Here is a 22,794-nt window from a genome sequence, read left to right on the forward strand (position 1 = left end):
GCAGCAGTGTAGTGGCGCGACAGTGCTCGTCCTGCGCCTCTGCGGAAGGATCACCCGTCCGGTGCTGGACGGGGTGGACAACAAACGGACGACGGGGGCCGGAGCAGTCTGCCCCGACCCCCTGACGTGAGGCTTACGCCTCTTCGTTCACCCAGCTCATCAGCTTGCGCAGCTGCTTGCCGGTGGTCTCCAGCAGGTGCTCGGAGTCCTGCTGCTTGTACTCGTTGTACTTCTTCAGACCGCCGTGGTACTCGTCCATCCAGTTCTTGGCGAAGGTGCCGTCCTTGATCTCGGCGAGGACCTTCTTCATCTCGGCCTTGGTGGCGTCGGTGATGATCCGCGGGCCGGTGACGTAGTCGCCCCACTCGGCGGTCTCGGAGACCGACCAGCGCATCTTCTCCAGGCCGCCCTCGTACATGAGGTCCACGATCAGCTTCAGCTCGTGCAGGCACTCGAAGTAGGCGATCTCCGGCTGGTAGCCGGCCTCGGTCAGGGTCTCGAAGCCCGCCTTGACCAGCGCGGCCGTGCCACCGCACAGCACGGCCTGCTCGCCGAAGAGGTCGGTCTCGGTCTCCTCGGTGAAGGTCGTCTTGATGACGCCGGCGCGGGTGCCGCCGATGCCCTTCGCGTACGACAGGGCCAGCTTGAAGGCGTCGCCGGAGGCGTCCTGCTCGACGGCGGCGATGCACGGAACGCCGCGGCCCTCCTCGTACTGACGGCGGACCAGGTGGCCCGGGCCCTTCGGGGCGACCATGCAGACGTCCACGCCGGCCGGGGGCTTGATGAAGCCGAAGCGGATGTTGAAGCCGTGGCCGAAGAACAGCGCGTCGCCGTCGTTCAGGTGCGGGGCGATGTCCTTCTCGTAGACCTGGGCCTGGATCGGGTCCGGGACCAGGATCATGATGACGTCGGCCTCGGCGGCCGCCTCGGCCGGGGTCACCACGCGCAGGCCCTGCTCCTCGGCCTTGGCCTTGGACTTGGAGCCCTCGTGCAGACCGACGCGGACGTCGACACCGGAGTCACGCAGCGACAGCGCGTGGGCGTGGCCCTGGCTGCCGTAGCCGATGACCGCGACCTTGCGGCCCTGGATGATGGACAGGTCGGCGTCAGCGTCGTAGAACAGCTCGGCCACTTTGGGTTCTCTCCTTGGTGTGCAGGTTGTGCGTCCCACCGTATGCCGGTGAGGGGAAGGGAAGCTTCGGGATCTCGGAATCCGGGCGGACGGAGTGTCGCCGACCCCCCGGATTCAGCCGTGCCTCGGGGTCACGCGGTCCGGTCGAGCGCGCGCAGCGAGCGGTCGGTGATCGAGCGGGCGCCGCGGCCGATGGCGATCGTGCCGGACTGCACGAGCTCCTTGATGCCGAACGGCTCCAGCATCTTGAGCATGGCGGACAGCTTGTCGCCCGATCCGGTGGCCTCGATCGTGACGGCCTCCGGGGAGACGTCGACGGTCTTGGCGCGGAACAGCTGGACGATCTCGACGATCTGGGAGCGGGTCTCGTTGTCGGCGCGGACCTTCACCAGGACGAGTTCGCGCTGCACGGCCTGACCGGGCTCCAGCTCGACGATCTTCAGCACGTTGACGAGCTTGTTGAGCTGCTTGGTCACCTGCTCCAGCGGCAGGTCCTCGACGCCGACCACGATGGTGATGCGGGAGATGTCGGGGTGCTCGGTGACGCCGACCGCGAGCGAGTCGATGTTGAAGCCGCGCCGCGAGAACAGGGCGGCGATCCGGGCGAGGATGCCCGGCGTGTTCTCCACCAGGACGGAGAGCGTGTGCTTGGACATGGTCGTTTTACGTCTCTCTCGCTCAGTCGTCTTCGTTGTCGCCGAAGTCGGGGCGGACGTCCCGGGCGGCCATGATCTCGTCGTTGGAGGTGCCGGCGGCGACCATCGGCCACACCATCGCGTCCTCGTGGACGATGAAGTCGATGACCACCGGGCGGTCGTTGATGGAGTTCGCCTCTTCGATGACCTTGTCCAGGTCCTCCGGGCGCTCGCACCGCAGGCCCACACAGCCCATCGCCTCGGACAGCTTCACGAAGTCCGGCACGCGCGTGCCCTTGGCCTCCGGGTTGATGTCCTCCGGACCGCTGTGCAGCACGGTGTTGGAGTACCGCTGGTTGTAGAACAGGGTCTGCCACTGGCGGACCATCCCGAGGGCGCCGTTGTTGATGATGGCGACCTTGATCGGGATGTTGTTCAGGGCGCAGGTGGTCAGTTCCTGGTTGGTCATCTGGAAGCAGCCGTCGCCGTCGATCGCCCAGACCGTCCGGTCCGGCTGTCCGGCCTTGGCACCCATGGCGGCCGGGACCGCGTAGCCCATCGTGCCGGCGCCGCCGGAGTTGAGCCAGGTGGCGGGCTTCTCGTACTGGATGAAGTGCGCGGACCACATCTGGTGCTGGCCGACGCCCGCCGCGAAGATCGTGCCCTCGGGGGCGAGCTGCCCGATGCGCTCGATGACCTGCTGCGGGGAGAGCGAGCCGTCCTCGGGCTGGTCGTAGCCGAGCGGGTAGGTCTCGCGCCAGCGGCTGAGGTCGCTCCACCATGCGGTGTAGTCACCCTTGTGGCCCTCGCTGTGCTCCTTCTGCACGGCCTGGACCAGGTCGGCGATGACCTCACGGGCGTCACCGACGATCGGCACGTCGGCGGCGCGGTTCTTGCCGATCTCGGCCGGGTCGATGTCGGCGTGGACGATCTTGGCGTACGGGGCGAAGCTGTCCAGCTTGCCGGTGACGCGGTCGTCGAAGCGGGCGCCGAGGGCGACGATCAGGTCGGCCTTCTGCAGCGCGGTGACGGCGGTGACCGCACCGTGCATGCCCGGCATTCCCACGTGCAGCGGGTGGCTGTCGGGGAATGCGCCGAGCGCCATCAGCGTGGTGGTGACGGGCGCTCCGGTGAGTTCGGCGAGGACCTTCAGCTCGGCGGTGGCGTGTGCCTTGAGGACACCGCCGCCGACGTAGAGGACGGGCCGCTTGGCGGAGGTGATCAGCTTGGCCGCCTCGCGGATCTGCTTGGCGTGCGGCTTGGTCACCGGGCGGTAGCCGGGCAGGTCCATGGTGGGCGGCCAGAAGAAGGTGGTCTTCGCCTGGAGGGCGTCCTTGGCGATGTCGACCAGGACCGGGCCCGGGCGGCCGGTGGAGGCGATGTGGAACGCCTGCGCGATGACCCGGGGGATGTCCTCGGCCTTGGTGACGAGGAAGTTGTGCTTGGTGATCGGCATGGTGATGCCGACGATGTCCGCCTCCTGGAAGGCGTCCGTGCCGATCGACTTCGAGGCGACCTGACCGGTGATCGCGACCAGCGGCACCGAGTCCATGTGCGCGTCGGCGATCGGCGTGACCAGGTTGGTGGCACCCGGACCGGACGTCGCCATGCACACGCCGACCTTGCCGGTGGCCTGAGCGTAGCCGGTGGCCGCATGGCCGGCGCCCTGCTCGTGGCGGACCAGGACGTGGCGCACCCGGGTGGAGTCCATCAGCGGGTCGTACGCCGGCAGGATCGCGCCGCCGGGGATACCGAATACCGTCTCAGCGCCGACCTCCTCGAGGGAGCGGATGAGGGACTGCGCGCCCGTGACGTGCTCGACGGGGGCGGACTGCTGTCCTCCGGATCGGGGCCGCGGCTGCGGATGGGCCCCGGTGGCCTGCTCGGTCATCGGCATTCTCTTCTCGATGCTGAGGGTTTTTTCGACGCTGAGGGTTTTTGCGAGGTTTCTACGACGTGCGGCTCGGGCTCGGCCGGAGTTCGGCTGGTGCCCGTGCAACAAAAAACCCCTCGTGCCCTAGGGCAAGCGAGGGGAGCGCGCCGGTGAGGTCGCTGGGGATTCCGGATCGTGGTCCGGTCGATTCCCAGCTCAGCCGACGCGCTGTCCAAGTACGAGAATTCGGGTGCGCATGGCACTGACCCTCCCCCCGACGCGCACCAGGTGTCAAGTGGGTGGGACAGGAGTCTCAGAATGTGAACGCAGGGCACTGCCGCCTCCCAGGACAGCGGGTACACCCCCTGTGTACACCCCCGCACGCCCCTGTGGCTCCCTGAGACTGCCGGCGAAGGCCGGTTCCGCCGGTGCGTGCGGCACCGGATAGTGGCCGGTACCCAGCGCCCGGCGCAGCCGGTACTCGTCCAGCGGCCCGGCGAACGCCATGCCCTGCCCGTGCGTGCAGCCCATCGCGCGCAGCGCGACCACCTGCTCCGGCAGATCCACACCCTCGGCCATGGACTGCAGCCCGAGATCCCCGGCGATCCGCAGCAGACCACTGGTGATCTTGTGCAGCCGCGCGGACTCCACGACACCCTCGACCAGACTGCGGTCGAGCTTCAGGATGTCGACGGGCAGCCTTCTGAGGGCCGTGATGGCCGCGTGGCCGCTGCCGAAGCCGTCCAGCGCGATCCGCACCCCGAGCCGGCTGAGCGCGGTCAGCCGGCGCTCCAGCTCGTCCAGGGAGATCCGCGGATCGGTGTCGGACAGTTCGACGACCAGCGCGCCGGGCGGCAGCCCGTGCCGGGTCAGCAGCGCCTCCACCGAGCCCAGCGGCATGGAGCGGTCCAGCAGCCGCCGGGCGCTCATCCGTACGGTCACCGGGGCGACGACCCCGATGGCCGCCCGCTCGGCGGCCTGCTCGACGGCCTCCTGCAGGATCCAGCGGTCCAGTTCGGCGGTCTTGTCACCGTCCTCGGCCACCCGCAGGAACTCCGCCGGGGTGAACAGCACCCCCTGCGAGGAGCGCCAGCGCGCCTGCGCCGAGACCGCCGCGATCCGGCCACCCGTCAGGCACACCACCGGCTGGTGCAGCAGCGCGAACTCGCCGTCGTGCAGCGCGGCGCGCAGCCGGGTGGCCAACTCCGCCTTGCGTACGACGTCCTGCTGCATCTGCGGCTTGTACAGCTCGACCCGGCCCTTTCCGGCCGATTTCGCGCGGTACATCGCCAGGTCGGCGTTGCGCAGCAGCTCGCCCGCGCCGAGGCCCGGCTCGGCGAAGGCGACGCCGATGGAAGCGTTGACCCGGACATCGTTGCCGTCGATCGGGTACGGCTGGGAGAGGGTCACCCGCAGGCGTTCGGCCAGCTCCAGGATGTTCCGCTCCCGGGCGGCACGGTCCCGGGTGCCGTCTCCGACGATCAGGGCCGCGAACTCGTCGCCGCCCAGCCGGGAGGCGGTGTCCCCCTGCCGGACCGCGTCCTGCAGTCTGCGGGCGGCCTGGACGAGCAGCTCGTCCCCGGCCTGGTGCCCGATCGTGTCGTTGACGGCCTTGAAGCCGTCCAGGTCGATGAAGAGCACGGCCGTGTTGCGCAGCGCCGCGCCCCGGTCGGTGGCCCGGCGGCCGGACAGGGCCTGCTGCACGCGCCGGGTGAACAGCGCGCGGTTGGGCAGGTCGGTCAGCGGGTCGTGCTCGGCGTTGTGCTGCAACTGCGCCTGCAGGCGCACGCGTTCGGTCACGTCCCGGCTGTTGAAGATCAGGCCGCCGTGGTGGCGGTTGACGGTCGACTCCACATTGAGCCAGCCTCCCCCGCTCTCGGCTTCTCCCCCAGCCTCCGGCCGGGAGGTGCCCCCAGAGCGGGAGGTGCCCCCACCGCCGAACCGGAAGCGGCACTCGATGCGGGTGGTCGGTTCCTCCAGTGGGCTGGCGGCGAGGAAGCGGCGCACCTCGTGCACCACGCAGCCCAGGTCCTCCGGGTGGATCAGACTGGCCAGCTCGCTGCCGACCAGTTCCTCGGCGGGCCGGCCGTAGACCCCGGCGGCGGCCGGGGAGACGTAGCGCAGGATGCCGTTGGGTGCGGCGATCATGATCACGTCGCTGGAGCCCTGCACCAGGGAGCGGAAGTGGTTCTCCTTCTGCGCCAGTTCCTGGGTGAGGGTGATGTTGTCCAGCAGCATGATGCCCTGGCGGATGACGAGTGCGAGCACGACGGCGCCCGCGGTGATCAGGACCACGTGGTCGGGCCGGCGGCCGTTGAGGACGTTGTACAGGATGCCCAGGGTGCACACGGCGGCGGCGAGGTACGGGGTGAGTGCGGCGATGGAGCCGGTGAGCGGCCGGCCGGCCGGATACCGGCTGTGCTCACCTCCCGGTGCGGGCACGGACACGTGCTGGTGACCCGTGCCGCGCTGTCCGGGCAGGTGCTCGTGGACCACGCGGGTGTGCCCGTCCGGTACGTGCGCCTCCTGCGCGCCCGTGGCGCGCGGTGCGGCCCAGGGGGCGTAGGCGAGCAGCAGCGAACCGGCGAACCAGCCGGCGTCCAGCAGCTGTCCGGAGCGGTAGCTGCTGTGCAGCAGCGGCGAGGTGAACAGCGCGTCGCACATCACGGTCAGCGCGAGCGCGCCGATCGCGGTGTTCACCGCGGTGCGGTTGCCCGGGGCACGGCGGAAGTGCAGCGCGAGCACCATGCTGACGAGCGCGATGTCGAGCAGCGGGTACGCCAGCGACAGCGCGGTGTGCGCCACGCTCGGTCCGTCGAAGCGGGCCGCCTGGGCGAGCGCGAGGCTCCACGACAGCGTGAGCAGCGAGCCGCCGATCAGCCAGGCGTCGAGCCCCAGGCAGATCCAGCCGGCCTTGGTCACCGGCCGTTTGGCGAGCACCAGCAGGCCCACGATGGCGGGCGGCGCGAAGCACAGGAAGAACAGATCGGCGTAGGAGGGGCTGGGCACGGGCCGTCCTAGGACCACCTCGTACCACCCCCAGACGGCGTTGCCGAGGGCCGCCATCGCCGAGGAGAGGGCGAACAGCAGCCAGGCCGAGCGGAAACGAATGCGCGGATTGCGGGCGTACAGGAAGCAGGAGACGGCGGCGGTGCCCGCGGCGGCGCTCAGCCCGAAGTCGCCCATGATCAGCGCCATTTCGCCCGCACCCCAGTCGAACGCGGCCCCGACGGCGTAGGCCGCGCAGACCAGGGCGAGGACGAGTTGCTCCAGCGTGCGGGGGCCCTCGCCGACGCCCGGCCGGCGGTGCGGCGGCGCCTGCTGTGGAAGCGGTGCGCGCACCGCTCCGTCGAGGGCGGTCGTCATCGAGGGCGGCGCGCTCACCGGGGCCTCCCGGTGAGCGCCGCTCCCGGGTCCCGACGGTCCCGGTGCGCTGGGTGCGTGTGCCTCCTGCGGGCGCTGTGCCTCCGCTGGTGATGGCTGGTGTGGTGGCCGCGTCTGCGCGTGGCCGTGCGCCAGGGCCGCCGTCGGCGGCTCCGCCGCGTCGGATCGTTCGTCCATAGGCCGTGCATCGCCCGTCGCCCCCCTCACAAAATCTGAAATGTCCATCCCCGGCGCCGTACGTCGACGGCGCAGCCCCTGTCGGGACGATACACCAGGATCGTCACTCAGGGACATAGCTTCTCTACGCTCCGTGACGACCAGCGGGGATGCGGGTACGGCCCGCGTCCGAGGGGTTGCGGAGGGTGCTGGACGAGGGGTCCTTCCGCTCTAACGAGGCCGCGAGCGAAGCGATTACGGCCCTGTCGTCAAGACCACGTTGCGCAGGGGCTCGTGGCGCACGAACCGGGTCAGCTGGTCGGCGAGGAGCCGCTTGGCGCGCGGCAGGAAGGCCGAGGAGGGCCCGCCCACATGCGGGCTGATGAGCACGCCCGGGGCCTGCCAGAGCGGGTGTCCGGGCGGCAGCGGCTCGGGGTCGGTGACGTCGAGGGCCGCGCCGATCCGGCCGCTCTCCAGCTCCGTGAGCAGCGCCTTGGTGTCGACGACGGGCCCGCGCGCCACGTTCACCAGCAGCGCCCCGTCCTTCATCCGCGCCAGGAATTCGGCGTCCACCAGCCCCCTCGTCTCCTCCGTCAAGGGCGTGGAAAGGATCACGACGTCGGCGTGTGGAAGCAGGGAGGGCAAATCGGTGAGCGGGTGCACCGGACCGCGCGCCGTGGTGCGCTCAGAGCGCGCGACGCGCGCCACCCGCGCGAGCTCAAAGGGCGCGAGCCGGTCTTCGATGGCGGCGCCGATCGCGCCGTAGCCGACGATGAGGACGCTCTTGTCGGCGAGGGCGGGATGGACCGCGCTCTCCCAGCGCTCCTGTTGCTGGGCACGGACGAATCCGGGGATGCCGCGCAGGGAGGCGAGGGTCAGGGTGAGGGCGAGTTCGGCGGTGCTCGCCTCGTGCACCCCGCGCGCGTTGCACAGCTGGACGCCCGGCCGGATGACCGACAGCTGCGTGGTGACGTCGTCGACGCCGGCCGTCAGCGTCTGGATGACCCGGACGTTGGCCAGCCGCTCCAGCGGACGCACTCTGACCGACAGCCGCTTCATGTACGGCACCACGTACACGACGCAGTCCGCAGGGTCGCCGGGAAAGGGCTGGTTCCCGTCCTCGCCTCCGTCCCAGAACAGGTACCGGGGCCCCTCGGGAAGCCCCTCGATCTCCTCCGGCGCTATGGGCAGCCATACGTCTGCAGTCATGGCATGGAGGCTATGTCCTGCCCGGCGCGTCCGGTCGGACCGGCCGGAGAAAATCCGCGGCAGCCGGTCGGCACGGGTGAACGAGGGCCACGGGGTCCGCCGCGCGCGTCAGGCACGGTGCCCCCCGCGCGCGTCTTCGGCCGGGGGGTCCGAGCAGGCCCTACGTCGGGTACGCGCGCGTGCAGAGGTTAGGTTGGGGTCCGGGCAGAGGGAGGGTCACGAGCAGGTGGAGCGCAGGACGATCGGCGCGGGGGCGCTCGCGGTGGGGGCCATCGGACTCGGGTGCATGCCGATGAGCTGGGCGTACAGCGGGTCACGGCAGCGGGGCGACACATCGGTCAAGGCCGTGCACCGGGCGCTGGACCTGGGCTCGACCCTCCTCGACACGGCGGACATGTACGGCCCGTTCACCAACGAACTGCTCCTCGGCCGGGTGCTGAAGGAGCGGCGCGCGGACGCCTTCGTCTCCACGAAGGTGGGGCTGCTGGTGGGCGAGCAGCACATCGTGGCCAACGGCCGCCCCGGGTATGTGAAGCGGGCCTGCGACGCCTCGCTGCGGCGGCTGCAGACCGACGTGATCGACCTCTACCAGCTGCACCGCGCCGACCCCGAGGTCCCCGTCGAGGAGACCTGGGGCGCGATGGCCGAGCTGGTGCGGGCCGGCAAGGTGCGGGCGCTGGGCCTGTGCGCGGTGGGCGCGCGCGGCGGCCGCCGCTCCGGGGGCGGGCTGCACGACGCCACCTTGCGGCAACTGCAGCGGGTGCAGCAGGTGTTCCCGGTGGCCGCGGTGGAGGCGGAGCTGTCGGTGTGGTCGCCGGAGGCCCTGCAGGCGCTGCTGCCGTGGTGCGAGGCGCGGGGCGTGGGCCTCCTCGCGGCGATGCCGCTGGGCAACGGCTTCCTGAGCGGCACGCTGACGCCCGGCGAGGGCTTCGAACCGGACGACGTCCGGGCCCGCCATCCCCGCTTCACCGCCGAGATGATGGCAGCCAACCAGCCGATCGTCGCGGGCCTGCGCCGCATCGCGCGCCGCCACGGCGACCACGTCACCCCGGCCCAGGTGGCCCTGGCCTGGGTCCTGTCCCAGGGCCGCCATGTGATCGCCCTCCCGGGCACGAAACAGGAACGCTGGGCGACGGAGAACGCGGCGGCGACCGAGGTACACCTGACCGAGCAGGACTTGACGGAGATATCGGGGCTGCCTGCGGCACGGGGGTCTTGGGACTGAGGGGCGTGGGACTGAGGGGGTGTGGGGGCCGGGGGCCAGGGGCCAGGGGCCGGTGTCCGGGGGCCGCGGGCTGGGATCGAGGGCCAGGTTCCTGGATTCGGGGCCCGGGGATTGGGACCCCGGCCCCACCGGGCAGGCCCTGGACCCCACCCGGCCGGTGTATGAGAAGTGGTACTCGTAAATCCGTCGCCGGACCGCCGCCTCGAAGGGACCCTGATCGTGCAACGTCGAGCTGTGCCTGCCGTGTTGGCCGTGGCTGCCCTCCTGCTCGCGGCCGGGTGCTCCTCCGGCGGAGGGCACTTCCCCCTCGCCCCCGGGCGGACGGCGTCCCCGGGTACGGCGGCGGGCGCGTCCCCCTCCGGCCGGGTCGCCGATCCCGCCCCGCCGGCCAAGGGCTCGGTGAAGGTGCTGCGCACCGTCGCCGAGGGCCTGAGGACGCCGTGGGGACTGGCCCCGCTGCCCGGCGGCGGTCTGCTGGTGTCCTCGCGTGACGACGGGACGATCGTCCGGATCGACGAGAAGACGGGCCGCACGACCGTGCTGGGCAAGGTCTCCGGGGTCGCCCCGGCCGGTGAGGGCGGTCTGCTGGGCATCGCCCTCTCCCCCGACTACGCCGCGGACCACATGGTCTACGCCTACTTCACCTCCGCCTCGGACAACCGCATCGCCCGCATGCTGTACGACGAGCGCAAGCCCGCCGGTGAGCAACTGGGCGCTCCGGACACGGTGTTCAAGGGCATCCCCAAGGGCACCGTCCACAACGGCGGCCGGATCGCCTTCGGTCCGGACGGGATGCTGTACGCGGGCACCGGCGAGAGCGGCACACGTGGCCTGGCCCAGGACAAGAAGTCCCTGGGTGGCAAGATCCTGCGCCTGACCCCGGAGGGCGAACCGGCTCCGGGCAACCCCTTCCCCGGCTCGCCGGTGTACTCGTACGGCCACCGCAACGTCCAGGGCCTCGCCTGGGACGACCGACAGCGCCTGTTCGCCTCGGAGTTCGGCCAGGACACCTGGGACGAGCTGAACGCGATCAAGCCGGGCGGCAACTACGGCTGGCCGCAGGCCGAGGGCAGGTCCTCCGACGCCGCGTTGCAGAACCCGATGGCCCAGTGGCACACCGACGACGCCTCCCCCAGCGGCATCGCCTACGTGAAGGGCGTGATCTGGATGGCCGGTCTGAAGGGGCAGCGCCTGTGGCGCATCCCGCTGCGCGGCACGGAGACCTCGGCGGCACCGCAGCCCTTCCTCACCGGCACGTACGGCCGGCTGCGCACGGTGGTCGCGGCGGGCGGCGACCGGGTGTGGCTGGTGACGAGCAACACGGACGGCCGGGGACATCCGAAGCAAGGGGACGACCGGGTGCTGGAGGCGCAGGTGAGGTAACGCCCACCGGACGCCTCACGTCTCCCTGCCAGACGCCTCCCACCTCACGCCTCACGCCCCTTCGGCGGCCTCTTGGCGGCTCTCCGCCTGCTCCTCCTCCTGCTCCTCCTCCTGCTCCTCCTCCTGCTCCTCCTCCTGCTCCTGCTCCTCCTCGTCAGGCGACGGGTCGGGAAGACGTATGACCGCCTTCCCGGACGTCAGGTCGATGGGGCCGCGCCCTGGGTCGGCGTCGCCCACGTCCTCTCGGGTCAGTTCCAGACGGTTCTGCTCGTCCCGGGTGTGTTTGCGGCCGGGCGCGAACAGTTCCTCGAAGGCGTTGAACACGGCTGCTCCCCCGCTTTCTCCCCTTTGCGGCCTTACGGCTTGTCCCCAGCGTAGGTCTCAGCCCGTCGTTCCGGCACCGAGGGTCTCGGCCGGGAAGAGGCCCAGCCGGTGTGCCAGCGCCGCCGCCTCGCCCCGACCCGAGACGCCGAGCTTGCTCAGGATGTTGGAGACGTGGACGCTCGCGGTCTTCGGGGAGATGAACAGCTCCTCGGCGATCCGGCGGTTGCTGCGGCCGGCCGAGACCAGGCGCAGCACGTCCCGCTCCCGGCTGGTGAGGCCGAGGGCCGCGGCCGGGTCGACAGGGGCGAGGCTGTCGCGGGAGGCGCGGGTCAGGGTGAGGCGGGCGCGCTGGGCGAGCCGGGCGACGGCGTCGGCGAGCGGGCGGGCGCCGAGGTGGGCGGCGACCGCCGCGGCCAGCCGGAGCAGTTCCAGCGCGCGGTCGCGCTCGTCGTCGCCGCCGTCGGCTTCGGCGAGGAGGGCTCCGGCGAGGCGGTGGCGGACTCTGGCGAGGTCGTAGGGGCGGTCCAGGCACTCGAAGGCGGTGACCACCGGCGTCCAGGTGTCGGCGGTGTCCCGGTCCTGCGCGCGGAGCAACTCGGCGCGCGTCCACCGTTCGTAGGCCTGCCACAGCGGGGCGCGGGTGGTGAGCCTCCGGGCCGTTTCGAGGAGGCGGTCGAGGATCTCTTCGCGGCCGGGCTCGGCGTCGGGCAGGGCGCGGGCGTCGGCCTCGGCGGTGGCGGCGGCCAGCAGCACGGGCCAGCCGTAGCGGTGGGTGCCCGGCGGGAATCCGGCCTCCAGGACCTGGAGCAGTTCGGCGCGGGCGTCGGCGATACGGCCCTCCGCCGCGGCGACGCCGATGGTGATGCGGGCCAGCGGCAAGGACTGCTGGGGCATGGGGTCGTGCGTGCCGTAGTGGGCGCGGGCGGCGGCGAGGTGCCGGCCGGCCTCGGCGAGGTCGCCACGGGCCAGCGCGAGGTGGGCCAGCTTCAGGGCGCCCGCGCCCCGGGGCTTGGCGCTGTGGCCGACCCGGGTGGCGTGCGCCGCGGCCTCGACGGCCTCCTGCCACTGACCGAGCGAGTACAGCCCGTCGGACAGGTTGCTCCACATCCACGCCTCGGAGTCCAGCTGTCCGTACGTGCCGGCGAAGGCGATGCCCTCGCGCAGCAGGGCCACCGCCTCCCGGTCCCGGCCGACGCTCTGCAGCTCCGACGGCAGGTTCACATAGGCGCGGCCCGCGACATCGTGCACGCCCTCGGCGAGGGTGTCCGTCAGGACCTGCCGCATCTCCGCGAGCCCGCCGTCGAAGTCGCCGGCGTCCACCATGAGGCCGCCCAAAGTGAGGCGGGCGTGCAGTTCGATGTCGCGGGCGCCGACCATGCGCGCGTACTCCACGGCGCGCTCGGCGGCGGCGAAGGCCTCGGGTCCGGGCCGGTGCAGCATGGACCAGCCGGCGGCGAGGGCCAGCACCTCGGCGTGCACCTCGGACGGGGGCAGGCCACGCACCAGGTCCTGCGCGGTGCCCAGTTCCTGCCAGCCGTCGCCGCGGGCCTGGGCCTGGACGAGCCGGGAGCGCTGTACCCAGAACCAGGCGGCGCGCAAGGGGTCCGGGTCGTCCTCAAGGAGGCGCAGTGCCCGCTTGGTGATCTTCAGGGCGCGTTCGCGTTCGCCGCCGAAGCGGCCCGCGACGGCGGCCTCGGCCATCAGGTCCAGGTAGCGCAGTGGGGTGGTGGCCGGGTCGCAGCCGCACGGAGGATAGACCTCGGTGTAGTCGACCGGGCGCAGGGCGGAGCGCACCTCCTCCGGGACGCTGTCCCACAGCTCCATCGCCCGCTCCAGGAGCCCGAGTTGCTCGGTGTAGGCGTGCCGGCGGCGGGCGACGACGGAGGCGTCCAGGACGGCGGGCAGGGCCTTGGCGGCGTCGTGGGCGTGGTACCAGTAGCTGGCCAGCCGCATCACGCGCGCGTCGGCCGGGACGAGCGTGGGGTCGGCCTCCAGGGCCTCGGCGTAGCGCCGGTTGAGCCGGGAGCGTTCGCCGGGCAGCAGGTCGTCGGCGACGGCCTCACGGACCAGGGAGTGCCGGAAGCGGTAGCCGTCGCCGGCCCGGGTGGCGGTGAGGAGGTTGGCGCCGACGGCGGCTCGCAAAGCCTCGATGAGGTCGTCCTCGGTGAGCCCGGCGACGGCCTCGATCAGCCGGTACTCCACGGTGGAGCCGCCCTCGGCGACGATGCGGGCGACCCGCTGGGCGCTCTCGGGCAGCGCCTCGACCCGGACCAGCAGCAGGTCGCGCAGGGAGTCGGTCAGGCCGGTGCGGCAGCCCTCCGAGGCGGCGACGGCGAGTTCCTCGACGAAGAAGGCGTTGCCGTCGGAGCGTTCGAAGATCTCGTCCACGCGCGCGGGGTCGGGTTCGGCGGCGAGGATGCCGGCGATCTGACGGCCGACCTCCTCGCGGGTGAACCGGGCGAGTTCGATACGGCGGACGGTGCGCAGCCGGTCGAGTTCGGCGAGCAGGGGGCGCAGCGGGTGCCGGCGGTGGATGTCGTCGGAGCGGTAGCTGGCGAGGACCAGAAGCCGGCCGGTGCGCAGGGTGCGGAAGAGGTAGGCGAGGAGGTGGCGGGTGGAGGCGTCGGCCCAGTGCAGGTCCTCCAGGACCAGCACGACCGGCTGTGCGGCGGCGACCTGTTCCAGCAGGCGGGCGGTGAGTTCGAACAGGCGGGCCATGCCCTGCTCGTCGTGGCGGCCGGCGCCGGCCTCGCCCAGGTCGGGCAGGAGGCGGGCCAGTTCCTCCTCCTGTCCCCGCGCGGCGGCGGCGAACTCCTCGGGCAGGGCGTCGCGCAGGGCGCGCAGCGCGGTGGAGAACGGGGCGAACGGCAGCCCGTCGGCGCCGATCTCCACACAGCCGCCGACGGCGACGACCGCGTGCCGGGTCGCGGCCGTGGCGAACTCCTCGACGAGGCGGGTCTTGCCGACCCCCGCCTCGCCGCCGAGCAGCAGCGCCTGCGGCTCGCCGGCGCGGGCGCGGGCGAGCTTGTCGTTCAACGTGTCCAGCTCGTCGGTGCGGCCGACGAACACGGGACTGACGGACCTGGTCTCCACGGGCCCGAGCATCGCACGAGGTCCGGACAGCGGGGGACTCGTTTTCCACAGCTCTGGTGTGATCGTCGTACCGGCGGCCGGGAGGGTCGTGTCCACAGACGGGACAGTCGTACGGCCGCGCCGGGCGGTCGTACGACCCTGGCCGGGAAGGCCCGGAAGGCGGCCGACCCCCGTGCGGCCACCTTCCGAACGGCTCTCTTCCGAACGGCTCTCTTCCGGGCCGGGGCCGCCCCGGTCCGGCGGTCCGGGGTTCACGCGGTGCGCGGGATCCGGCGCCGGCGGGGGCGGTCGCTATGGGACTCGGCGGCCGCGTTGTCGTGGCCGGCCGCGGCCTCGTGGCGGGCGGCGCGCCGGGCCCGGGCCAACTCGCGGACCAGGCGCTGCTGCTCGGCCTCGCGGATCAGCTCGGCGGAGCGCATCTTGTGGTACTCGATCTCGATCATGGCGGGTCCTTCTGGGAGGGTCGGTGTGGTGCGTCGCGTTCTGCGATGCCTCCACCTTCGTCTCCCCGGGGGGTGCGCCACATCGGGAGAGTTCCGCATCTTCGGGCGGCGTACGGGCCGCACGCGCGCGTAAGGGGCCTCAGGGAGTCCATAAGGTGCTCATGGATTCCCTAAGGCCCCGGTGGCCTGGGGGTTCTCAGCCGGTCGAGGGCAGGCCGAGCAGGGCGTCCGAGTACTTCAGGACGGCCAGCAGCAGGCCGATGACACCGAGCGAGACGCCCGCCCAGGCGACCGACTTGATCCAGGGGGCCTGCGGGCGGCCGGGCGCGCCGAAGGCGGGCCGGGCGAGCACCACCGCTCCGGTCAGCAGCGCCGCCAGCGCGAACAGGCCGGCCCACAGGGCGGTGCTGTGCCAGGCGTTGCCGTAGACCGCCTTGATCTGGGTGGCGACGCTCGCCGTGGAGGAGGTCCGCAGCTGGCCGACGAGCTGCTCGCGGGCGCCCGCCACGGTGCCGATCCAGCCGCCGCTGAGCGAGACGAGTCCCAGTGCGGCGGAGACGACGGCGCCGGCGCCCTGGCCCACCCCGGAGGGCTCCTTGGCCTCCGGCTCGACGGCGTCCTCTTCGACGGCGTCCTCTTCGGCGGCCTTCTCCTCGCCGGGCTCCTCCTGCTCGGCGTCCTCAAGAGCCTCCGCCCGCGCGGCCTCGTCCTCGGTGGCGGCCTCCACCACCGTCTCGTCGTCCTTGCGCGCCTCAGCGCCTGCCTCTGTCTTCGTTCCCATGCCCGGCACCGTACGGACGCTGTCTGAGAAGTCTCTTAATGATCGTTCTGCCCGCTACGCGCGCGTGCTGCCCGCCACTCCGGGGCGAGCACGGACCAGATCTCGGTGCTGGCCCGCACGCCCCGGTGCGGGTAGTTCTCGCGGAGGACGCCCTCGCGGGTCATGCCGAGCCGCCGAGCCACGTTGTTGCTGGGGTCGTTGGCGGAGGACGCATACCACTCCACGCGGTGCATGCCGCGCTCCTCGAAGGCCCAGTCCAGCAGCACCCGCATGCCCCGCGTGACCAGCCCGCGCCCGGCCGCCGCGGGCTCCAGCCAGCAGCCGGCCTCGCACACGCCGCTCTGGGTGTCCCAGACCCGGAACAGCAGACCGCCGACCAGCTTCCCGTCGAGCCAGATGCCGTGCAGGCTGCCCGCGTCGACGGCGCGCTTGTCGGCGTACGACTTCACCCAGGAACGGGCGCCCGCCAGGTCGGACACCACGTCCGGCAGCCCGATGTGCCGGCCGATGAACTCCCGTCCCCGGTCGATGTTGGCGAGCACCTCCTCGGCGTGCCAGACCTCCAGGGGCCGCAGCTCGGCGCCGTCGTCACCCAGGGATATCGCGTACATCGGGGTGCCCTTCCTCCCGCAGTTCCTCCACCGACACGCTGCCGAGCCTCTCATGCGCGGCGCGGCACTCGGGCGGCTCGATGCTGACGCGGGGCAGCCGGCGCTCCAGCCAGGCGGGCAGCCACCAGTTGGCGGCGCCGAGGAGATGCATCAGCGCGGGCACGAGCAGGGTGCGCAGCACGAAGGCGTCCAGGGCGACGGCGGCGGCCAGCGCGATGCCGAACATGGCGATGACCCGGTCGCCGCTGAGCACGAAGGCGAGGAAGACCGAGATCATGATGACCGCGGCGGAGTTGATGACCCGGCTGGTCTCGGCGAGGCCCACGCGGACGGCGCGCCGGTTGTCGCCGGTCTCCAGCCACTCCTCGTACATCCGGCTGACCAGGAAGACCTGGTAGTCCATGGAGAGGCCGAAGAGCACCGAGACCATGATGACCGGCAGGAACGGCTCGATGGGTCCGGCCCGGCCCAGTCCCAGCAGTTCGCTGCCCCAGCCCCACTGGAAGACGGCGACGACGACGCCGAACGCGGCGGCCACGGCGGCGATGTTCATCGCGGCGGCCTTCAGCGGGATGCCGAGCGAGCGGAACGCGACGAGCAGCAGAAGGCAGCCGAGCGAGATGACCGCGCCGACGAACAGGGGCAGTTTGCCGACGATCACATCCGCGAAGTCGTCGTAGCCGGCGGTGACCCCGCCGACCTGGATGTCGAGGGAGGTGCCGGTCTCGGCGCGCGGCAGCACGTCGGTGCGCAGCCGGTCCACGAGGTCGCTGGTGTCCTGCGACTGCGGCGCGGACTCGGGGACGACGGTGAGGTAGGCGGTGTCGCCGCCGGTGTCGTAGGTGGCCGGGGTGACGGAGGCGACGCCCCGGGTGTCGCGGAGGGTGTCGTCGAGGTTGTCCAGGGCGAGCCTGTCGGCGGCGCCGGCCACCCGGGTCACCAGGGTGAGCGGCCCGTTCACGCCGGGTCCGAAGCCCTCGGCGAGCAGGTCGTAGGCCTTGCGGGTGGTGGCGGTGCGCGGGTCGTTGCCCTGGTCGGAGGTGCCGAGGTGGAGGGAGAGGGTCGGCAGGGCGAGTACGGCGATGACGGCCATGGCGAGTGCGCCGAGCAGCTTGGGACGGCGTTCGACCAGCGCCGACCAGCGGGCGGCGAGACCGGTGGGCAGTTCCGGGCGCGGCCCGTGCCGGTCGAGCCGGCGACGCTCGCGGCGGCTGAGCGCGCGGGGGCCGAGGTACGACAGCAGGGCGGGCAGCAGGGTGACCGAGGCGGCGACGGTGAGCACGACCGTCAGCGAGGCGGCCACGGCGACCCCGTTGAGGAAGCTCAGCCGCAGGGTGAGCATCCCGAGCAGGGCTATGCACACCGTCGCACCCGCGAACACGACCGCGCGCCCGGTGGTGGCCACGGCGTGCACGGCGGCCTCGGTGACGCTCAGGCCGCGTTTCAGACCGCGCCGGTGCCGGGTCACGATGAACAACGCGTAGTCGATGCCGACGCCGAGACCGATCAGCATGCCGAGCATGGGCGCGAAGTCGGCGACCGTCATGGCGTGGCCGAGCAGTCCGATGCCGGCGTAGGCGGTGCCGACGCCGACCAGCGCGGTGGCGATGGGCAGCAGCGAGGCGGCGAGCGAGCCGAAGGCGAGGAACAGGACGACGGCGGCGACGAGTACGCCGACCAGCTCGGCGGTGTGCTCGTGCGGGGACTCGGTGCGCCCGATCGCGGTGCCGCCCAGCTCCACCTGGAGTCCGTCGCCCTCGGCGGCCTTGGCGGTGCGCACCACGGCCCGCGCCTCGGCGGCGCCGATGTGCTCGGCGGACTGGGTGAGGGTGACGGTGGCGTAGGCCGTGTGGCCGTCGGCGCTGATCCGGTGCCCGCCCTGGCCGCGGTAGGGGCCGGTCACCGAGGCGACGCCGGGCAGCGCCGCGATCCGGTCCAGGGTCTGGGTCATGGTCTGCTCGACGTCGGCGGCGCGGACGGTACCGGCGGCGGTGTGCCAGACCACGGTGTCACTGTCCCCGCCCAGTCCCGGGAACCCCGCTTCGAGCTGCCGGGTCGCGCGGCCGGACTCGGTGTCGGGGACCTCGTAGTCGTTCGAGTACGCCGAACCCGCCACCGCGGCGGCAGCGGTGGCCCCGCCGAAGGCGAGCAGCCACAGCAGGACCGCGATCAGTCGATGCCGGACACACCAACGGGCGAGGTCTGCCACGGACGTGCTCCCAGAGACGATGTGTGGATCTTTGGCCGGGAACAATCGTCCAAAACTGAACAGCCCGCAAAGAAGGTATGAGTAATCGCAGACACTCTTGCAGGCGAAAGTGATCGTTTGCCGTGTTCGTGGGCTTATTCACAGGAGTGGGAGAGACGTCACAGGACATTCCGGCGAACTCTGTCGCCCCGAGCGGCACTTCGCGCGCTTCGCCCGGCACTTCGCGGGATTCAGTCGGACTGGTCTCCGAACGCCATGACCATGGTCCCCGCGATCAACAGCCACAGGGCCCTGCGGGTACGGCCTTTGGCCCCGAGCACCGCGGCGAAAGCGCACACGGCGGCGCCGAGGGCAAAGGCGGCGGGGACGCGGACCGGCGCGGCGCCGGTGAACCGCACCAGGGCGGCGGCCAGCCCCGCGAGCGCGAGCAGCACCCCGGTCGCGGCGGCGATCCAACGGGCCCGCCGGGCCTCCCCGACCGACTGCTCCCCGACCTGCTCCTGCGCGTCCTCCCCGTTCTGCTCGTCCGGGTCCTCCCCGACCGGCCGCCCCGCGTCCTGTCCGATCGGCCGGTCTCCCGTCTGTTGCTCCGCGTTCTCCGCTATCGCGGGTCCGGCGTCGGAATCGGTGCGTCCACTCATGGCGGGCGAGCGTAGTGCCTCCGGGTGCGAGCAGGTGCGGCGGGGCGCCCGGACATGCGTACGGCCCCGGCGGACATGCCGCCGGGGCCGTACGGTGCGCGGTGCGGGCTCAGCCCTCGCTCACGCCCAGCTTCTCCAGGATCAGTTCCTTGACGCGAGCCGCGTCGGCCTGGCCCCGGGTCGCCTTCATGACCGCGCCGACCAGGGCGCCGGCGGCGGCCACCTTGCCGCCGCGGATCTTGTCCGCGATGCCGGGGTTGCCGGCGATGGCCTCGTCGACGGCCGTACCGAGGGCCGAGTCGTCGGAGACCACCTTGAGACCGCGCTTCTCGACGACCTCGTCCGGAGTGCCTTCGCCGGCGAGGACGCCCTCGATGACCTGGCGGGCCAGCTTGTCGTTCAGGTCACCGGAGGTCACCAGCTCGGTGACCCGGGCGACCTGCTGCGGCGTGATGGCCAGCTCGTCCAGCGCCGTGCCCGACTCGTTGGCGCTGCGCGCCAGTTCGCCCATCCACCACTTGCGGGCGGAGGCCGCGTCGGCACCGGCGTCGATGGTGGCGACGATCGGGTCCAGCGCACCGGCGTTGAGGATCGCCTGCATGTCGATGGCCGTGATGCCCCACTCGGCGAGCAGCCGGGTACGGCGGGCCAGCGGCATCTCCGGCAGCGCGGCGCGGATCTCCTCGACCCACTCGCGCGACGGCGCGACCGGCACGAGGTCGGGCTCCGGGAAGTACCGGTAGTCCTCGGCCTCCTCCTTCACGCGGCCCGAGGTCGTGGACCCGGTGTCCTCGTGGAAGTGGCGGGTCTCCTGCACGATCGTGCCGCCGGACGACAGCACGGCCGCGTGCCGCATGATCTCGAAGCGGGCCGCACGCTCCACGGAACGCAGCGAGTTGACGTTCTTCGTCTCACTGCGCGTGCCGAACTTGTCGCTGCCCTTGGGCATCAGCGACAGGTTCACGTCGCAGCGCATCTGGCCCATCTCCATGCGGGCCTCGGACACACCGAGGGCACGGATGACCTCGCGCAGCTCACGGACGTACGCCTTCGCCACCTCGGGGGCGCGCTCGCCGGCGCCCACGATCGGCTTGGTGACGATCTCGATGAGCGGGATGCCGGCGCGGTTGTAGTCCAGCAGCGAGTGGGACGCGCCGTGGATACGGCCGGTGGCGCCGCCGACGTGCGTCGACTTGCCGGTGTCCTCCTCCATGTGGGCGCGCTCGATCTCCACGCGGAAGGTCTCGCCGTCCTCCAGCTGCACGTCGAGGTAGCCGTTGAAGGCGATCGGCTCGTCGTACTGGGAGGTCTGGAAGTTCTTCGGCATGTCCGGATAGAAGTAGTTCTTCCGGGCGAAGCGGCACCACTCGGCGATCTCGCAGTTCAGCGCGAGACCGATCCTGATCGCGGACTCGACGCCGGTCGCGTTGACGACCGGAAGCGCGCCCGGCAGGCCGAGGCAGGTCGGGCAGGTCTGCGAGTTGGGGTCGGCGCCCAGCTCGGTCGAACACCCGCAGAACATCTTGGTCTTGGTGCCGAGTTCGACATGGACCTCAAGGCCCATGACAGGGTCGTACGACGCCAGCGCGTCCTCGTACGACACCAGGTCGGTCGTGGTGGTCACGGTGAAAACTTCCCTCTCAGCCCAGCAGGACGTCGTCGTCGCCCAGCCGCTTCAGCTCTCGGTAGAGGATCGCGAGGCCGGTCACGATCGCCGCGGCGGACAGCGTCGCGTCGATCAGCCGCAGCGTGTCGTGCTCGGCGCGGGCCTTCTTGATCTGCTTGGTGACACCGATCGCGCCGAACGCGGTGGTGGCCATCGACAGGTACGTACCGGACTTGGACTTCTTGAAGTCCTTGGCCTTGGACAGCTTGCTCACAGCGACGGAGCCTCCTCAAGGAGCGGGTGTCCCCACTTTTCCACGAAGGCGGCCTCGACGGCGGCGCCCACCTTGTACAGGCGGTCGTCCTGCATCGCCGGGGCGATGATCTGCAGGCCCACCGGGAGGTTGTCCTCCGGGGCGAGACCGCAGGGCAGGGACATGGCCGCGTTGCCCGCCAGGTTGGTCGGGATGGTGCACAGGTCCGCGAGGTACATCGCCATCGGGTCGTCGGCGCGCTCGCCGATCGGGAAGGCGGTGGTGGGCGTCGTCGGCGAGACGATGACGTCCACCTGCTCGAAGGCCTTCTCGAAGTCACGCGTGATGAGCGTGCGGACCTTCTGCGCGGAGCCGTAGTACGCGTCGTAGTACCCGCTCGACAGGGCGTACGTGCCCAGCATGATCCGGCGCTTCACCTCGGGGCCGAAGCCGGCCTCGCGGGTCAGCGAGGTGACCTCCTCGGCCGAGTGGCCGCCGTCGTCGCCGGTCCGCAGGCCGTAGCGCAGGCCGTCGAAGCGGGCGAGGTTGGAGGAGCACTCGGAGGGCGCGATCAGGTAGTACGCCGACAGGCCGAGGTCGAAGGACGGGCAGTCCAGCTCGACGATCTCGGCGCCCAGCTCCTTGAGCAGTTCGACCGACTCGTCGAAGCGCTGGATGACGCCGGCCTGGTAGCCCTCGCCGCGGAACTGCTTGACCACGCCGACGCGCATGCCCCGCACCGAGCCGTTGCGGGCGGCCTCGACCACCGCCGGGACCGGGGCGTCGACGGAGGTGGAGTCGAGCGGGTCGTGCCCGGCGATCACCTCGTGCAGCAGGGCGGCGTCCAGGACCGTACGGGCGCAGGGCCCGCCCTGGTCGAGGGACGAGGAGAAGGCGACCATGCCGAAGCGGGACACCGCGCCGTACGTCGGCTTCACGCCGACCGTGCCGGTGACGGCGGCCGGCTGGCGGATGGAGCCGCCGGTGTCGGTGCCGATGGCGAGCGGCGCCTGGAAGGAGGCGAGCGCGGCGGAGGAACCGCCACCGGAGCCACCGGGGATCTTGGTGAGGTCCCAGGGGTTGCCGGTGGGCCCGTACGCGCTGTTCTCGGTGCTGGACCCCATGGCGAACTCGTCCATGTTGGTCTTGCCGAGGATGACGACGTCGGCGGCCTTCAGCTTCTTGGTGAGGGTGGCGTCATATGGCGGAATCCACCCTTCCAGGATCTTCGAGCCGACGGTCGTGGGCACGCCCTCGGTGGTGAAGATGTCCTTGAGCGCGACGGGCACGCCGGCGAGCGGCCCGAGCTTCTCCCCCCGCGCGCGCTTCTCGTCGACGGCGCGGGCCTGGGCGAGGGCGCCCTCGCGGTCGACGTGCAGGAAGGCGTGCACCTTCTCGTCGACGGCGTCGATGCGGGCGAGGTGGGCCTCGGTGACCTCGACGGCCGTCAGCTCGCCGGAGGCGATCTTCTCGGCGATCTGCGCGGCCGTGAGCTTGATGATGTTGCTGTCCGTCATGTCGGTCACTCCTCTCCCAGGATCTGCGGCACCTTGAAACGCTGCTGCTCCTGGGCCGGGGCGCCGGACAGCGCCTGCTCGGGGGTGAGCGAGGGACGGACCTCGTCCGGCCGCATGACGTTCGTCAGCGGGAGCGGGTGCGAGGTCGGCGGTACGTCTTGGTCGGCGACCTCGCTGACGCGGGCGACCGCGCCGATGATGTCGTCCAGCTGTCCCGCGAAGTGGTCGAGTTCTTCGGGCTTCAGCTCCAGACGCGCCAGCCGGGCGAGGTGGGCGACCTCCTCGCGCGTGATGCCAGGCATGCAGCGATCCTCTGGGT

The 22,794-nt window shown here is 71.7% G+C and carries 18 protein-coding genes; 2 read left to right on the top strand and 16 right to left on the bottom strand.

Annotation, left to right across the window (positions count from 1 at the left end; translation table 11 throughout):
- Nucleotides 1-133 precede the first annotated feature (133 nt).
- The 5 genes from ilvC to AB5L52_RS13605 all read right to left on the bottom strand — a co-directional run bounded on the left by ilvC (nucleotide 134) and on the right by AB5L52_RS13605 (nucleotide 8,389).
- Nucleotides 134-1,132 (bottom strand): ketol-acid reductoisomerase, encoded by a 999-nt coding sequence (gene ilvC / locus AB5L52_RS13585; RefSeq protein WP_351024244.1) that lies wholly within the window; start codon nucleotides 1,130-1,132, stop codon nucleotides 134-136.
- A 131-nt stretch (nucleotides 1,133-1,263) separates the two neighbouring features.
- On the bottom strand, nucleotides 1,264-1,788 hold the full coding sequence (gene ilvN / locus AB5L52_RS13590) for an acetolactate synthase small subunit (protein ID WP_351024241.1): 525 nt from the start codon (nucleotides 1,786-1,788) through the stop codon (nucleotides 1,264-1,266).
- A 22-nt stretch (nucleotides 1,789-1,810) separates the two neighbouring features.
- The gene (locus AB5L52_RS13595) at nucleotides 1,811-3,658 is read right to left on the bottom strand and encodes an acetolactate synthase large subunit (RefSeq protein WP_369364191.1); all 1,848 of its coding nucleotides are present in this window, start codon (nucleotides 3,656-3,658) and stop codon (nucleotides 1,811-1,813) included.
- Between the two features lie 273 nt (nucleotides 3,659-3,931).
- The gene (locus AB5L52_RS13600) at nucleotides 3,932-7,024 is read right to left on the bottom strand and encodes an EAL domain-containing protein (protein WP_351564992.1); all 3,093 of its coding nucleotides are present in this window, start codon (nucleotides 7,022-7,024) and stop codon (nucleotides 3,932-3,934) included.
- 411 nt (nucleotides 7,025-7,435) lie between these two features.
- A complete protein-coding gene (locus AB5L52_RS13605; RefSeq protein ID WP_351029897.1) occupies nucleotides 7,436-8,389 on the bottom strand; it encodes a 2-hydroxyacid dehydrogenase in 954 nt (317 codons plus the stop codon).
- 226 nt (nucleotides 8,390-8,615) lie between these two features.
- On the opposite strand from AB5L52_RS13605, the gene AB5L52_RS13610 reads away from it, so the two are divergent.
- On the top strand, nucleotides 8,616-9,614 hold the full coding sequence (locus AB5L52_RS13610; protein WP_369364194.1) for an aldo/keto reductase: 999 nt from the start codon (nucleotides 8,616-8,618) through the stop codon (nucleotides 9,612-9,614).
- A 234-nt stretch (nucleotides 9,615-9,848) separates the two neighbouring features.
- Nucleotides 9,849-10,997 carry a sorbosone dehydrogenase family protein gene (locus AB5L52_RS13615; protein ID WP_369364195.1) on the top strand — a complete coding sequence of 383 codons (1,149 nt, stop codon included), beginning with the start codon at nucleotides 9,849-9,851 and terminating at the stop codon, nucleotides 10,995-10,997.
- 51 nt (nucleotides 10,998-11,048) lie between these two features.
- Here the strand turns inward: AB5L52_RS13615 and AB5L52_RS13620 are convergent, their stop codons facing one another.
- From AB5L52_RS13620 to gatC, 11 genes are all read right to left on the bottom strand, one after another.
- Nucleotides 11,049-11,321, bottom strand: a complete 273-nt coding sequence (locus AB5L52_RS13620) for a DUF6191 domain-containing protein (RefSeq protein WP_369364196.1) — start codon at nucleotides 11,319-11,321, stop codon at nucleotides 11,049-11,051.
- A 57-nt stretch (nucleotides 11,322-11,378) separates the two neighbouring features.
- Entirely contained in the window at nucleotides 11,379-14,426 is a 3,048-nt protein-coding gene (locus tag AB5L52_RS13625; protein WP_369368867.1) for an AAA family ATPase, read from the bottom strand.
- A gap of 239 nt (nucleotides 14,427-14,665) precedes the next feature.
- Nucleotides 14,666-14,857, bottom strand: a complete 192-nt coding sequence (locus AB5L52_RS13630; RefSeq protein ID WP_351029904.1) for a hypothetical protein — start codon at nucleotides 14,855-14,857, stop codon at nucleotides 14,666-14,668.
- A gap of 196 nt (nucleotides 14,858-15,053) precedes the next feature.
- A complete protein-coding gene (locus tag AB5L52_RS13635) occupies nucleotides 15,054-15,638 on the bottom strand; it encodes a hypothetical protein (protein WP_351565004.1) in 585 nt (194 codons plus the stop codon).
- Nucleotides 15,639-15,673: 35 nt separating this feature from the next.
- Nucleotides 15,674-16,249: a GNAT family protein gene (locus tag AB5L52_RS13640; RefSeq protein ID WP_351029907.1), complete on the bottom strand. Its 576-nt coding sequence runs from the start codon at nucleotides 16,247-16,249 to the stop codon at nucleotides 15,674-15,676.
- Nucleotides 16,227-18,458: an MMPL family transporter gene (locus tag AB5L52_RS13645; protein ID WP_369364199.1), complete on the bottom strand. Its 2,232-nt coding sequence runs from the start codon at nucleotides 18,456-18,458 to the stop codon at nucleotides 16,227-16,229. Before AB5L52_RS13645 ends, AB5L52_RS13640 begins: the two co-directional genes overlap by 23 nt.
- 230 nt (nucleotides 18,459-18,688) lie before the next feature.
- Nucleotides 18,689-19,099 (bottom strand): hypothetical protein, encoded by a 411-nt coding sequence (locus AB5L52_RS13650; RefSeq protein ID WP_369364201.1) that lies wholly within the window; start codon nucleotides 19,097-19,099, stop codon nucleotides 18,689-18,691.
- Between the two features lie 109 nt (nucleotides 19,100-19,208).
- Nucleotides 19,209-20,723, bottom strand: coding sequence for an Asp-tRNA(Asn)/Glu-tRNA(Gln) amidotransferase subunit GatB (gene gatB / locus AB5L52_RS13655; protein WP_351029911.1), 1,515 nt, complete (start codon nucleotides 20,721-20,723; stop codon nucleotides 19,209-19,211).
- A gap of 16 nt (nucleotides 20,724-20,739) precedes the next feature.
- Nucleotides 20,740-20,979, bottom strand: a complete 240-nt coding sequence (locus tag AB5L52_RS13660) for a hypothetical protein (RefSeq protein WP_351029913.1) — start codon at nucleotides 20,977-20,979, stop codon at nucleotides 20,740-20,742.
- Nucleotides 20,976-22,484 (bottom strand): Asp-tRNA(Asn)/Glu-tRNA(Gln) amidotransferase subunit GatA, encoded by a 1,509-nt coding sequence (gene gatA / locus AB5L52_RS13665; RefSeq protein WP_351565016.1) that lies wholly within the window; start codon nucleotides 22,482-22,484, stop codon nucleotides 20,976-20,978. Before gatA ends, AB5L52_RS13660 begins: the two co-directional genes overlap by 4 nt.
- Nucleotides 22,481-22,777, bottom strand: a complete 297-nt coding sequence (gene gatC / locus AB5L52_RS13670; protein ID WP_004925108.1) for an Asp-tRNA(Asn)/Glu-tRNA(Gln) amidotransferase subunit GatC — start codon at nucleotides 22,775-22,777, stop codon at nucleotides 22,481-22,483. Before gatC ends, gatA begins: the two co-directional genes overlap by 4 nt.
- Nucleotides 22,778-22,794: the final 17 nt, after the last annotated feature.

It is taken from the genome of Streptomyces sp. CG4, from assembly GCF_041080655.1.
Lineage (GTDB): Bacteria > Actinomycetota > Actinomycetes > Streptomycetales > Streptomycetaceae > Streptomyces.